This window comes from Pannonibacter anstelovis (assembly GCF_036881715.1).
GTDB classification, from domain to species: Bacteria; Pseudomonadota; Alphaproteobacteria; order Rhizobiales; family Stappiaceae; genus Pannonibacter; species Pannonibacter anstelovis.
The window spans coordinates 1-13,336 of the sequence record NZ_JBAKBF010000001.1 but is presented as its reverse complement, the minus strand read 5'-3'; the positions used below and the strand labels follow the sequence as shown (position 1 = coordinate 13,336).

The 13,336-nt window shown below is 64.2% G+C and carries 10 protein-coding genes and 1 tRNA gene; 4 read left to right on the top strand and 7 right to left on the bottom strand.

Annotated elements, in window-relative coordinates; translation table 11 throughout:
- Positions 1 to 158: 158 nt before the first annotated feature.
- The 4 genes from V6L75_RS00055 to V6L75_RS00040 all read right to left on the bottom strand — a co-directional run bounded on the left by V6L75_RS00055 (position 159) and on the right by V6L75_RS00040 (position 5,801).
- Positions 159 to 1,451, bottom strand: a complete 1,293-nt coding sequence (locus V6L75_RS00055; protein WP_334249991.1) for an RsmB/NOP family class I SAM-dependent RNA methyltransferase — start codon at positions 1,449 to 1,451, stop codon at positions 159 to 161.
- A gap of 71 nt (positions 1,452 to 1,522) precedes the next feature.
- Complete coding sequence (gene guaB, locus V6L75_RS00050) at positions 1,523 to 3,025, bottom strand: IMP dehydrogenase (RefSeq protein WP_334249514.1); 1,503 nt, start codon at positions 3,023 to 3,025, stop codon at positions 1,523 to 1,525.
- A gap of 206 nt (positions 3,026 to 3,231) precedes the next feature.
- Positions 3,232 to 3,978 carry an RlmE family RNA methyltransferase gene (locus V6L75_RS00045; protein ID WP_334249513.1) on the bottom strand — a complete coding sequence of 249 codons (747 nt, stop codon included), beginning with the start codon at positions 3,976 to 3,978 and terminating at the stop codon, positions 3,232 to 3,234.
- Positions 3,975 to 5,801, bottom strand: a complete 1,827-nt coding sequence (locus V6L75_RS00040) for a Ppx/GppA phosphatase family protein (RefSeq protein WP_334249512.1) — start codon at positions 5,799 to 5,801, stop codon at positions 3,975 to 3,977. The genes V6L75_RS00045 and V6L75_RS00040 overlap by 4 nt, the downstream gene beginning before the upstream one ends.
- A gap of 443 nt (positions 5,802 to 6,244) precedes the next feature.
- On the opposite strand from V6L75_RS00040, the gene V6L75_RS00035 reads away from it, so the two are divergent.
- Positions 6,245 to 6,318, top strand: a tRNA-Gln gene (locus V6L75_RS00035).
- Positions 6,319 to 6,482: 164 nt separating this feature from the next.
- Here V6L75_RS00035 and V6L75_RS00030 read toward each other — a convergent pair.
- Complete coding sequence (locus V6L75_RS00030; protein WP_334249511.1) at positions 6,483 to 7,181, bottom strand: class I SAM-dependent methyltransferase; 699 nt, start codon at positions 7,179 to 7,181, stop codon at positions 6,483 to 6,485.
- A gap of 109 nt (positions 7,182 to 7,290) precedes the next feature.
- Here V6L75_RS00030 and V6L75_RS00025 point away from each other — a divergent pair, with 109 nt between their 5' ends.
- The 3 genes from V6L75_RS00025 (at position 7,291) to V6L75_RS00015 (ending at position 9,926) form a co-directional block, all read left to right on the top strand.
- Positions 7,291 to 7,776, top strand: a complete 486-nt coding sequence (locus V6L75_RS00025) for an Rrf2 family transcriptional regulator (RefSeq protein ID WP_334249510.1) — start codon at positions 7,291 to 7,293, stop codon at positions 7,774 to 7,776.
- Positions 7,777 to 7,825: 49 nt separating this feature from the next.
- Positions 7,826 to 8,740: a LysR family transcriptional regulator gene (locus V6L75_RS00020; protein WP_334249509.1), complete on the top strand. Its 915-nt coding sequence runs from the start codon at positions 7,826 to 7,828 to the stop codon at positions 8,738 to 8,740.
- Between the two features lie 193 nt (positions 8,741 to 8,933).
- Entirely contained in the window at positions 8,934 to 9,926 is a 993-nt protein-coding gene (locus V6L75_RS00015; protein ID WP_334249508.1) for an MBL fold metallo-hydrolase, read from the top strand.
- Positions 9,927 to 9,993: 67 nt separating this feature from the next.
- On the opposite strand, the gene V6L75_RS00010 is transcribed toward V6L75_RS00015, so the two are convergent.
- Together V6L75_RS00010 and V6L75_RS00005 are read right to left on the bottom strand one after the other, a co-directional pair.
- Positions 9,994 to 11,796, bottom strand: a complete 1,803-nt coding sequence (locus V6L75_RS00010) for an NAD(P)/FAD-dependent oxidoreductase (protein WP_334249507.1) — start codon at positions 11,794 to 11,796, stop codon at positions 9,994 to 9,996.
- 124 nt (positions 11,797 to 11,920) lie between these two features.
- Positions 11,921 to 12,994 carry a 2,3-butanediol dehydrogenase gene (locus tag V6L75_RS00005; RefSeq protein WP_334249506.1) on the bottom strand — a complete coding sequence of 358 codons (1,074 nt, stop codon included), beginning with the start codon at positions 12,992 to 12,994 and terminating at the stop codon, positions 11,921 to 11,923.
- Between the last annotated feature and the right edge of the window lie 342 nt (positions 12,995 to 13,336).

The window sequence follows — 13,336 nt, the reverse complement described above, 5'->3', positions numbered from 1 at the left end:
GAACCCTTTGGCTATAGGCACCGCCTGATCGCGGTTGCCCTTGGCTTCAAGGTCCATAGCACCGGCACCTGTGCGTGCGCGTATCCAATTGTAACGAAACGTAATCACAGGAATGCCGCCGCGAAGATCTCAACATCCGCGCGGCGGTCCTATCAGGCTCAAGCCGTACGGCGCACCACGGAGACGAAGAAGCCATCCGTCGCGGTCGAGGCCGGGGTGAGCACCAGATGCCCCTCAGCCGTGGCGTGGGCCGGCAGGGCCTTGCCCGGCAGCGCGGCCTCGAAGGAGGCCACGGCAGAGCCCCGCGTAAAACGGCTGTCACGCGCCAGGAAAGCCTCGATCTGGCCGCCATTTTCCTGCGGCAGCAGCGAACAGGTGGCATAGACCAGACGCCCGCCCGGTTTGACGAAACGCGCCGCCGTATCCAGCACCCGGGCCTGATCTTCCATGCGCTCGCCAAGGGCCTTCTCGGTCAGGCGCCACTTGGAATCAGGCCGCCGCCGCCACACGCCCGTGCCAGTGCAAGGCGCATCGACGAAGACCAGATCCATCAGCCCTTCCAGATCCTCAAGCGAGGACGACTTGGGATCACGCACTTGCACATTGCGCGCGCCCGCACGGGCAAGCCGCTCGTGAATAGGGGCAAGGCGCAGCCGGTCGGAATCGTAAGCATAGATCTGACCGCGGTTTTCCATGAGAGCCGCAAGCGCCAGGGTCTTGCCGCCGCCACCGGCGCAAAGATCCAGAACCTGTTCGCCGGGCTTCGGCGCTGCGATGAGAGCGGCGAGCTGGCTGGCCTCATCCTGCAGCTCGAACCAGCCCTTGCGGTAGCCCTCTTCCGCCTGCACATGCGGCATGCGGGCAGCGCCGGGACGCGGGGCAATGCGAATCCCCTGTGGCGACAGGCCGGTTTCCACCGCGCCTTCTTCGCCAAGGCGCTTGAGCACCTTTTCCCGAGTCGCCTTCAGCGTGTTGACGCGCAGATCGATCGGCGCACGGGCGGCCAGCGCCTGCCCCTCCGTAACGGCAGCCGCGCCAAAGGCATCGGTGAACATCGGCCACAGCCATTCAGGCACATCGGCTGCAACATGGTCCGGCGCGGGCTCGTCCCGGTCCGTGGACAGGAAGGCAATTTCCTCTTCGCTCAAGGCTTCGGGTGCATGGCGGTCATCGGCCAGCACCTCGGTAAGGCGCGGCACACCCTGCCCCCAGAGCCGGGCATAGGTTGCCAGCGCCAGCGCCCGCGGGCTGCCAGAGCGCATCTGCCAGCCGAGGCTGAGCTGATGGCGCAGGGCATCAAACACCAGATTGCCGATGATGGTGCGATCGCCCGACCCGGCAAACCGGTGGGCATTGCCCCAGTCCTTCAGGGCCTCCTGCACCGGGCGGCGGTGGCTCTCCACCTCACCCAGCACCTCGATCGCCGCTGCAAGGCGTCCGCCGTCCTTCATCATGCCACTCCGGTTTGGTTGTCCTGCGCGAGGTGTCTTGCATCCGCGCAGGACGCAGTCATTTCAAATGATCAGATATTCGTCGGGTAGTTCGGGCTTTCGCGCGTGATCGTCACATCATGGGCGTGGCTTTCACGCAGTCCGGCACCGGTGATGCGCACGAAGCGGGCCTTTTCCTGCAGCTCCGGGATCGTCTTGGCGCCGACATAGCCCATGGCAGCACGCAGGCCACCGGCAAGCTGATGCAGCACGCTGGAGAGCGGGCCCTTGTACGGCACCTGACCTTCGATGCCTTCCGGCACCAGCTTCAGCGTGTCGCGCACTTCCGCCTGGAAGTAGCGGTCAGCCGAGCCGCGCGCCATGGCACCAACCGAGCCCATGCCCCGGTAAGCCTTGTAGGAGCGGCCCTGATGCAGATAGACCTCACCGGGGCTTTCCTCGGTGCCCGCCAGCAGCGAGCCGATCATGGCCGCCGATGCGCCAGCCGCAAGTGCCTTGGCCAGATCGCCCGAATACTTGATGCCGCCGTCGGCGATGACCGGAACGCCCTGCTTGGTGGCTTCGTCGCAGGCTTCCAGAATGGCGGTCAGCTGCGGCATGCCGACACCTGCAACGATACGGGTGGTGCAGATGGAGCCCGGCCCGATGCCGACCTTCACGGCATCCGCACCGGCATCGATCAGCGCCTTTGTGCCGTCGCGGGTGGCAACGTTACCGGCCAGAACCTGAACGCCGTTGGACAGCGCCTTGACCTTGGTGACCATTTCCAGCACGCGGGCCGAATGGCCGTGGGCGGTGTCCACCACCACAAGGTCGACGCCCGCATCGATCAGGCGCTCTGCCCGCTGCATGCCTTCTTCGCCCACGCTGGTGGCGGCGGCAACGCGCAGGCGGCCCTGCTCGTCCTTGGTGGCATTGGGGTTGAGGTGGGCCTTCTCGATGTCCTTCACGGTGACGAGGCCGATGCAGTTATAGGCATCGTCCACCACCAGCAGCTTCTCGATGCGGTGCTGGTGCAGAAGGCGCTTGGCTTCTTCCTGGCTGACGGTATCGCGTACGGTGACGAGGTTTTCCCGCGTCATCAGCTCATAGACCTTCTGGCCCGGATTGGTGGCAAACCGCACATCGCGGTTGGTGAGCACGCCCACCAGACGGCCTGTGACCAGACCGCCGCTGCCGCCGTTTTCCACCACCGGAATGCCGGAAATGCCGTAGGCCTTCATCAGGTCCAGCGCATCCTTGAGGGTGGCGTCCGGGCCGATGACGACCGGGTTCACCACCATGCCGGACTCGAACTTCTTCACCTGGCGCACCTGCTCGGCCTGCTGGTCGAGGGTGAGGTTGCGGTGCACCACGCCGATGCCGCCGGCCTGGGCCATGGCGATGGCAAGCCGGGCTTCCGTCACCGTGTCCATGGCGGAGGACAGGATCGGCAGGTTCAGTTCGATCCCACGGGTGATGCGGGTGCGGACATCTGTCTGGCCCGGCATGACTTCCGAATGGCCCGGCATCAGCAGGACGTCATCAAAGGTCAGCGCATCAACGCCGGTGGTCGGAACGAAAAATGAAGCCATGGCCAATTCCCCTTGAGTTGAAATGCCGGAACCCGCCAGCCCTTGGGAAGGCGGCGGCGGCAGGATGCGCTTCGGCAATGCCGGAGAAGTTGGCGCGGGTGAATAACACGCAGGTGACAGGTTGGGAAGGGCAAACAAACAAGCTGTGGCAAATGGATGCTTGAAGCCGTCTTCCATTCGGCCACACCGCGGCCCTGCCCCGGAGCTCAGTCTTCCGCGTCTCCCCCGTCCTCAAACAGGCGCGGATCGCGGGAGGCGGCGCGATTGCCCCGGAAACCCTTGGCCACCACATAAAGCTCCGGGCTTTCCTTGCGGCTGGCCGGCGGCTTGATGTGGGCGACAGAATCAAAGGATTTCTTCAGGTCAGTCAGCAGCTGATTCTCCGTGCCGCCCCGGAACACCTTGGCAAGGAAGGCCCCGCCCGGTGCCAGATTCGTCAGCGCGAAATCAATCGCCACCTCGAACAGATGCGTGGTGCGCAGATGGTCGGTCTTGCGGTGGCCCGTGGTGGGCGCCGCCATGTCCGATAGCACCAGATCCGGCTTGTGCCCGCCAAGCGCTGCGATCAGCGCGTCCGGCGCGTCCTCATCAAGAAAATCCTTCTTGAGCAGCACGACGCCCGGCAGATGGTCCATGTCGAGATAATCGATGCCGACGACCAGCGGCTCTTCCGGCGTGGACTTGACCACATCGGCCAGCACCTGACACCAGCCGCCAGGTGCCGCGCCCAGGTCCACCACGCGCAGGCCCGGACGCAGCAGGTTCAGCTTCTCGTCGATTTCCAGCAGCTTGTAGGCCGCCCGTGACCGGTAGCCGTCGATCTTGGACCGGCGGACATAGGGGTCATTGAGGTGGCGCTCCAGCCAGCGCGTGGAAGATTCCTTGCGCTTGGCCGCCGTCTTCACCCGCACATGCAGGCCGCGATCACCCGCTCCGCGCTTGCCGCCTGTCATGATCTTCCTTTCTGGCCTTTGTGGCCGCGTCCGCCGCGGGACCATACGCCATCCGCAGCCATCAGTTCGGTCAGAATGCCCTCGCGCAGGCCCCGGTCGGCGACGCGCAGGCGCGCACAGGTCCAGCGGCGGCGGATGGCTTCCAGAATGGCGCAGCCCGCCAGCACCAGATCGGCCCTGTCCGCACCGATGCAGGGGTTTTCCACCCGCTCCCGGTAGGACATGTCGCGCAGCTTGGCAACCATGGCCGACACATCCTCATCCGCCAGCCAGGCTCCGTCCACACGGCGCCTGTCATAGCGGCGCAGGCCGAAATGCACCCCCGCCAGCGTCGTCACCGTACCGGAGGTGCCCAGCATGTGCATGTTGCTGGAGGCCATCGCCTCGCTGAGCCCGGCGCCAAGCGCCGAACCATCGAGGTGACTGCTGACGTCATCAATCATCGCCTCGAAGACTTCATGGCTCACGTCCATGCCGCCATGGCGCTCCGCCAGATTGACGACCCCCACCGGCAGGGACACCCAGGCGCGAATGAAGCGCGTCAGCGCATAGCCGCGCGCGCCGCCCCTGTTGCGCAGATCCAGCCAGACGATTTCCGACGAGCCGCCGCCAATATCAAACAGCAGCACACCATCCGCATCCCGGTCCACCAGCGAGGCACAGCCCGCCACCGCCAGCCGGGCTTCCGTTTCCCGGTTGACGATTTCCAGCGCCAGCCCCGTTTCCCGCTGCACGCGGGCGATGAACTCCTCGCCGTTTTCGGCCGCACGGCAGGCTTCGGTCGCAATCAGGCGCGAGCGGCGCACCCCGCGCTCGGCCAGCTTGCGGTGGCAGCTGTCAAGCGCCTCGATGGCGCGCTCCATGGCCGCCTCGCTGAGGCGGCGGCTGGCGCCCACCCCTTCGCCCAGGCGCACGATGCGCGAATAGGCATCAACGACGCGAAAGCCCCGTTCGTCCGGCTTGGCAATCAGCAGGCGGCAGTTGTTGGTGCCAAGGTCAAGCGCGGCATAAAGATCACCCTCGGCCTCACCCGCACGCCCGGCTTCAAAGCCGGACCTGCGCGGCTGCGGCAGATCATGTCGCGGCTGTGGACGCGGTGCCACGGCGTGCCGGGTGGCTTCCCGGGCAGCACGCTCCTCATGAGCCGCCTCTTTCTCAGAAGCACCGCGCGCCGCCGGCTGGGCGGATGGGGAGTGTGCCCCGCGTGCAGCGCCACGGCCGCGGCGCCGCCTGCGGCCGCGCCCCCCAGCCCCGTCCGTCTCAGCACCCGGATGCACTGTCTGCCCTGTTGCGAGATGGCCCGCCTCGTTTCTCGTACCGGGACCGGACGAGTGCGGGGTATTCTCAAGCTGATGGGAGAGCTGACCAGATGACGCCCCCGCAGCCGCCCCGGCGCTCCGCCCCTTGAACCCGGGACGCCCGCCACGGGCATGCTCCGGCCGGTTGCCAGAACCAGAGCCTGTTTGCCCGTTCCGCCCGCCAGCACCAGAAGCCGCCTGCCCGCCCTGCGGACGTGCGCACTGCTGCGTGTTGCCGGCAACAGCATCCTCGCCCTGCAGGCAGGCGCGCCGTTCGGCGCGGTTGGGCCGCTGATCGGCGCGCGGACGGCGCCTGTGCTTCTTCTTTGCCGGACGCGGCCCCGAAGACGTTTCCGCCTGCGGTCCGGGCGCAACTGGCCCGTTCTCGATTCGCTTCTGGGCGCCGCCCCTGCCCTTGGAACGGCGCTTCTTGCGCGGGCCCTTGCCGGGCCGCGCATCCTGAACCGAAGCCGCACCAGCCTGCCGCTCCCGTGCCGGGGCAGCCTCCTGACCGTGCTCTTCCACCTGAATGCCCTTCTGCGCCGGCGCCGGTCACCCAGGAGGAACCCCTCGAGAGGACAGCGCGCGCAACAAGATAATGTTGGGCAAAGTGTATCAGCTTGCCCGCCGCAGCGCAAAGGCGGCAAAGCGCAAGAGGCAGGAAAGACGCTACGACAGCTGAGCCCACCTTCAAAACTGGCTGGCAAAACCCGGACGAAGTATCCGCAGGGCGGGCAGCTACCGGCCGGTCACCGCGGCGGATATGGCACCGCAGAAACAGGACAGATTTTGAGAACCCGGTTTCCGGGGCCGAATTCCGCCAATTTTCCAAATGCTTGAGATCAGTCATCCACAGGCGCATAGCCGTTTCATTTTTTTGCCTCTCCCCAGTTGATCCCCCGCCCCCAAGCCGCTATAAGCCCCCTCATCGCAGCGCCACCAAGCGCCGCCCGCCAAAAGGCGTCTACTGGGGAATAGGTTAACGGTAGACCCACGGACTCTGACTCCGTTAGTCCTGGTTCGAATCCAGGTTCCCCAGCCATATCTTGCTAATTTAGATAACATAGTTCTCGTTTTCAGAGCCACGCGGCATCTTTTTCATCTTGGCATGAAATCAAAATTTCAATTTCCAGCCTAAGATTCGGTGCCAAGCACAATAAAAACGTGCCTCCCCTGCTGCTGTTGTAATTGCACTTGGCGCTCCCCTCACTTTCCAGCCTCCCCCCCGCCTGCGCTCATGACCCAGCCGCGGAAGGACAGGGCGGCGTAGAAGAGGGATGGCGTCTTGAAGCCGGCGTCCCGGAAACAGTCTTCTTCTTCAGCCGGAGAGAGCAGCGGCAGACGCTCCGCCATGGCTTTGGCCAATGCTGCGGCCTTGTGAGGATCCGCAGTTGCGCCTGCGGCAAAGGCTGCAGAGCGGGCCAGCCAGGTTTCGGCTTCGCCGCCGGGGCTGGAGTGGTGGGCGGCAACGAAGATGCCCCCCGGCTTGAGGCGGCTGTGAATCTCCCGCAAGGTCTGCAGCCGTTCGTCCCTGCTGAGGAAATGCAGCGTCAGAAGGCACACGGCCCCGTCAAAAGGGCCTTGGGGGGCGTCAACGGCGGTGCCCTGAATAAGATCTGCCCGCTCCGCACAGTCAAAGAGTGTCTGCCGGGCGATGTCCAGCATGGCGGGCGACGGATCGACACCCGTGAACAGCCAGTCCGGCTGCGCCTGCGCCAGGGCCCGGATTTCCAGCCCGCCGCCTGCCCCCACCACCAGAACATGTGCCGCGCGAGGCGCCTTCTCGGCAATGAGCAGCGCCGTCATCTTGTGAAGGTCCGCCAGCCCAGGCACTTTTCGAGGCGTATCGCGAAGGTAGGAGGCGACGGCGGCCGGGTCCATGAAGGGATCGGGCGTGCGGGTCATGGGGTATCCTTTCATGTAGCTTCAATTGATTCATAACATGGCATTTCCTCACGTATCAACAACTGATACATGTCATGCAGCCGCATGATGGCCGGTGCAGAGGCAGGTAATGAACAAGGACACGAGGCTTTCGGATGTTCTGCATGTGCTCCTGCACATGGGACAGGTCGATGAACCATTGACCTCCGGCGTTCTGGCCAGGAGCATGGGCACCAACCCGGCCGTCTTCCGCAGGACCATGGCCGGGTTGCGCAAAGCGGGCTACGTCACCTCCGGCAAAGGCCACGGCGGGGGCTGGCAGCTGGCAAGGCCGCTGGGCGAGATCACGCTGCTTGCCGTCTATGAGGCGCTCGGCTGCCCGGCGCTATTCGCCATCGGCTCCCGCAGCGCCCATCCCGGCTGCATGATCGAAAGAAACACCAATGCGGCACTGGCCGGCAGCCTGCAAAGTGCGCAGAGCCTGCTGCTGGCCCGGTTCGCTGAGGTGACACTGGATCAGCTCATGCCGCAGCCTGAGGAAACGTTCTCAGAGGCATGCGGCAACAGGGCCTATGCTGCCAGGGGCTCGGCTCTTCCTCCCCCAAAGAGGGCCTGATCTGGCCCCGCAGATGTGGCCGGTCCACGAGACATGAAGGAAGTATCAGATGCTGCGGGACATGAGCGATACACTGGCCTTCATTGAGGTTGCCGAGCGGGGAAGCTTTACGGCGGCGGCCGAAAGCCTGAGAACGTCCAAGGCACGGGTCAGCAAGAAGGTGCAGGATCTGGAGCAACGGCTGGGGGTCAAGCTTCTCCACCGCACCACCCGCAATATCCGGCTGACGGAGGCCGGGACGATCTATTTCGAGCGGTGCCGGGGCCTGGCCGGGCTGATTGCGGATGCCGAGAGCGCAGTTGAACAGGTCCATGGCACGCCGTCAGGCTGGCTCAGAGTGACTGCACCGAACTGGCTGGCCATCAAAACCCTCGCCCCGCTTCTCGCAGGGTTTCGCGAGACCTATCCTCTCGTCAAGCTGCAGTTGCTGCTCGACCACGGCGTCAGGAACATCGTGGACGAGAACATCGACGTGGCCTGCCGTCTCTGGAACGGCCAGATGCCGGACTCGAACCTCGCCGCCCGGCGTCTCGCCGATATCGGCACGGGCCTTTACGCCTCGCGCCACTATCTGGACCGGCGCGGCACGCCGGACCATCCTTCGCAATTGAAGGACCATGATTGCCTCGTGACGCAGCTGTTCTACGGCAGGCCCGAACATTCCTGGCCGCTGATGGCGCAGAACGATGTTGCCGAATATCCGATCAACCCGGCGGTCGTTGCCTCAGACCCGGAAGCCCTGCTGGAGTTTCTGGTCAGGGGGCAAGGCATTCAGCTGACAAATCCCTATCTCGTGCGCACCGCGGTGGAGACCGGCGACGTCGTCCGCATCCTTCCGGAATGGTCCGGACCTGACGCCACCTTGTATGCGGTCAGAGCAGGCGGCCGGGTTCAGCCTCTCAAGGTGAGGGCCTTCATCGACTATCTGACGGAGCACCTTGACGAAGTCCTCAAATTGCCCTGAACCACAGGAAGACACAGCCCAGGACCGCCGTCTGTCCCGGAACCATTGTAACCGGATTCTTGACAGTGAGATCCAGCATCACAGGCTAATCTCCTTCACTGCCAGACCCTAGCTTCGCCTCGCACATGCTGCTTGGCCCCTTTTCGAAATGAGAACGGCGGCCGGCGGCGTCATTTTCCGACGGAGCTTTTTCATGAACAGCATCACGAGACGGAGCGTCCTGAAGGGCGCTTCGGTCCTGGCCACTGCCGCAGCCCTGCCCACTCTCCCCTCCTCCGCCTTCGCGGCGGCTCCCAAGCAGCAGTTCCAGGCACCTGGCTTTTACCGGATGGCGCTTGGCGATCTGGAAGTGACGGCACTTCTGGACGGCACACTGCCGCTTCCACTGCCGCAGATGTACCGGGACGTTACGGCGCAGGACGCAGCCCTGTTGCTCCACAAGGCGTACCGGGACATTCCAACTGATACTTCCGTCAACGCGTTTCTGGTCAATGACGGCACGCGGCTCATCCTCATCGATGCGGGCACCGGACACTATCTGGGTGCAGAGGCGGGGCATCTGTTGTCCAATCTTGAAGCCTCCGGTTACACCGCTGCACAGGTCGATCATGTGATCCTGACCCATGTCCACACAGACCATACCGGCGGGCTCATCCGCGACGGCAAACCCCTGTTCGAGAATGCAACCCTTCATGTTCCAAAACGTGAGCTGGACTTCTGGCTGGAGACGCCCGCAGCTGCCCGGCCGGAGGACCTGAACCCGCAACTTTTCCAGGAAGCGGAGGAGTGCCTGCGGCCGTATATTCAGAAAGACAGAGCGGTGGCCTTTCAAGATGATGCGGAGGTCATTTCGGGCTTCCGCTCGATCCTGCGGCCCGGACACACGCCAGGCCACAGCTCCATCGTCGTGGAAAGTGGCGGGCGGAAGCTGGTGTTCTGGGGCGATATCACCCATGGCGATATCGTTCAGTTCAAGCAGCCGGAGGTGACCATCGAGTTTGATGTGGACGGGCCAGGTGCAGTCGCATCGCGCCGGCGGGCCTTCGCCGAAGCCGTCAGCGAAGGATACCTCGTGGCGGGCGCGCACATCGCATTTCCCGGCATCGGCAACGTTCTCCCAGATGGCCAGCACTACGGCTGGCTGCCGGTGAATTACTCCGATGGCGAGGGCGGGATCGTCAAATAGCTGTCTGCCATTCCAAGGCGCCCGAAAATCGGGCGCCTTGGGGTTTGTGGTTTGGGGGTGGGCCGGATCAGGACAGGTGATGCGGCTTGGTCATGCCGTAGACCGGGGTGTCGAGGCCGGCGTGGCGGGCTTTCAGCTGCAGCGAGAGATATTGCGAATAGTGGCGGGACTGGTGCAGGTTGCCGCCGTGGAACCACAGTGCCTCCTGCTGCACCGGCTTCCACATGTTGCGCTGCTCACCTTCCCAGGGTCCGGGGTCCTTGGTGGTGTTCGAGCCAAGGCCCCAGCACTTGCCGACCTTGTCGGCCACTTCGCGCGAGATGAGATCGGCCGCCCAGCCGTTCATCGAGCCGTAGCCGGTGGCATAGACCACCAGATCAGCAGGAAGCTCCGTGCCATCCTTCAGCACCACGGCGGTTTCGCTCAGATGCGACACGTCCACACCGGACTTCAGCTTGATCGAGCCGTCGATGACGAGATCGCAGGCACCCACGTCAATGTAATAGCCCGAGCCGCGGCGCAGATACTTCATGAAAAGACCGGAGCCATCATCTCCGAAATCGAGCATGAAGCCGGCCTTCTCAAGCGCCGCGTAGAAGTCTGCATCCTGCTCGCGGATCTTGTCATAGATCGGGATCTGGAACTCGTGCATGATCCGGTAAGGCAGCGAGGCGAAGATGAGATCGGCCTTGCGGGTCGTCATGCCACCCTGCACCGCACGCTCGGAGTAGAGGTCGCCGAGGCCGATGTCCATCAGCGAGTCCGACTTGACGATATGGGTGGAGGAGCGCTGCACCATGGTGACATCGGCGCCTGCTTCCCACAACGCGGCGCAGATGTCATGCGCCGAATTGTTGGAGCCGATGACCACCACCTTCTTGCCGGCATAGGCATCCGGACCCGGATGCTGCGAGGAATGCTGCTGCTCGCCCTTGAACACATCCTGTCCGGGGAATTTCGGCACATTGGGCTTGCCGGACATGCCGGTGGCCAGCACCAGCTGCTTTGGCCGCAGCACAACTTCCTCTCCGGCTCGGTCGACGATGACGGTCCACTCGCAGGTCTTTTCGTCATAGTGCGCGGACTTGGCCGTGGTGGAGCCCCAGTAATTCAGCTCCATCACCTTGGTGTACATCTCCAGCCAGTCGCCCACCTTGTCCTTGGGCGTGAAGACGGGCCAGTTCTCCGGGAACGGGATGTAGGGCAGATGGTCGTACCAGACCGGGTCATGCAGGCAGAGCGACTTGTAGCGCTTGCGCCAGCTGTCGCCGGGCCGCTCGTTCTTCTCGATGATGATGGCCGGCACCCCAAGCTGGCGCAGGCGTGCGCCAAGGGCGATGCCGCCCTGCCCTCCGCCGATGATCACCACATAGGGCTGCACCGAATAACCGAGTTCGGCCGTCTCCGCCTCGCGCTTTTCCTTCCAGGTCTTTCGGTTGCGGTCATGACCGTGCTCGGCGCCCATGGGGCGGCGGAAGCCCTTGGGCTCCTCATGGCCCTTCAGCTCACTCATGGTGGTCAGCAGGGTCCAGATCAGCCCGTCCTTAAGGCGGATATGGCCATAGCCGCGGGCCACAGCGGTTTCGAACTCGAACCAGCCCTCAGTGACGCCGCCCGCCTCGGACGCGGCCTCCTTGCTGTCCTGCACGAAATTCGAGGGTTTGATAGCCGCCAGCTGGCTGGTGAGCATGCTGCGGATCTCGTCATGGCCTTCCTGTGTCTTCAGGTTCCAGGTGAAGGTCACAAGGTCACGCCAGTAGCAATCGGTCTGAAACAGATTCACGGCGGCCTCTATGTTGCCGCTCTCCAGCGCCTTGCCGAGCTTGGCAAGGACGGTATCGATCTTCGTTGCGGGGCTGGTATCAAGCATGTCATCTCCTCCATGAGTGCTTGGGGTTTGCAAGGTGGCATGCCCCCGTTGCGGGGGCGTGCCGGGATCGAACCGGCCTGCGCCGCCCAGGCTCCTCTCCCGGGCAGGCGCAGGCCGGTGATCATTATTTCGACAGGTCGATCAGGATCTTCAGCTGGGTGCCTGCCGGATCGAGCAGCGCGTCAAAGCCTTCCGTCACCGCCGTATCGAGCGTGATGCGCTTGGTGACGATCTTCGTTGCCGGCAGCAGGCCGGAGGCGATCAGGCGGATGACGCGCGGCCAGTAGTGGGTCGGATAGGCCCAGGAACCCTTGATCTCCAGATCACGGAAGGTGACCTGGAACCAGTCGAGCGGGTTGTCATGCGGATGCAGGCCCGTCTGCACGACGACGCCCTGCTTGCGCACCGCATCGGCACAGGCCTTCAACGCGTGCTCGTTGCCGACGCATTCGATGGCAACATCGCAGCCCACCTGCCCCTCGGTCAGAGAGCGGACCACATCGCCCACCTTGTCACGCTTGGGGTTGATGGTGATGACGCCAGGCAGCACGCCCTTGGCCAGCTCCAGCCTTGCGTCGTTGAGATCGGAGACGAAGAGCTGCGTGGCACCGGCGGCGCGGGCGGCAAGCAGCGTCAGCATGCCGATGGGGCCAGCGCCGGTCACCAGCACGCTGTTGCCCGCCGTCACCCCGCCCCGGTCGCAGGCATAGACGGCAACCGCCGTGGGCTCGACAAGCGCGGCTTCCTCATCCGTCATTTCATCGGGGATTTTCTGGACGTTGTACTCGTTGACGAGAGCGGCCTCCGCCATGCCGCCGCCATCCCAGCTGAGGCCAACAAGGGCGAGCTGCGGGCTGAGGTGGAACAACCCGCGGTCGGCGAAATAATCGCCCGAACGCGGCATGAGGAGCGGCTGGATCGACACACGGTCACCGGGAGCAACCGAAGTGACTCCCTCCCCGACGGCTTCGACAACACCGCCGAATTCATGGCCGAGAACCTGCGGGCCATGGGCTCCAGTGAAGGGATGCGGCTCGGTGGGAATGAAGATCGGGCCGTAGCTGTATTCGTGCAGATCGGTGCCGCAGATGCCGGCGAACCGGTTGCGGACAAGCACCTGCCCCGGTCCGGGCTTCTTGGGCTCGGGAATGTCCTCAAGCCGCAAGTCCTTGGCTGCATGAAATCTGAGCGCGCGCATGTTTCCTCCATTGGCTGCTTCTTGATGCCAGGAGGAATTGCAACGGCCGTGCCAGCGCAGACGGCGGGAAGGTGGACTGAAAATACAGGATTTTCAGGGCTTGTGACGGCGGCGAGCGCCGCAGGTGTGGCGCAACAGGTGTGGCACACGCCACAGTGTGGCGGCTGATCGCAAGGCGCTGCGATGCAGACGGACCGGCACTCGTGATATCCGGAGCAAGCCTCCGCGCCGCACGTCAGCCTCACCGCTCTGCAAGCGAGTGGGTCCCTGTGTATCGAAAGTCTGTCATTGTGATTGCGGGACGGAGGCCGTTGGGCCCCTGATCTTGAAGACCGTGAGCCG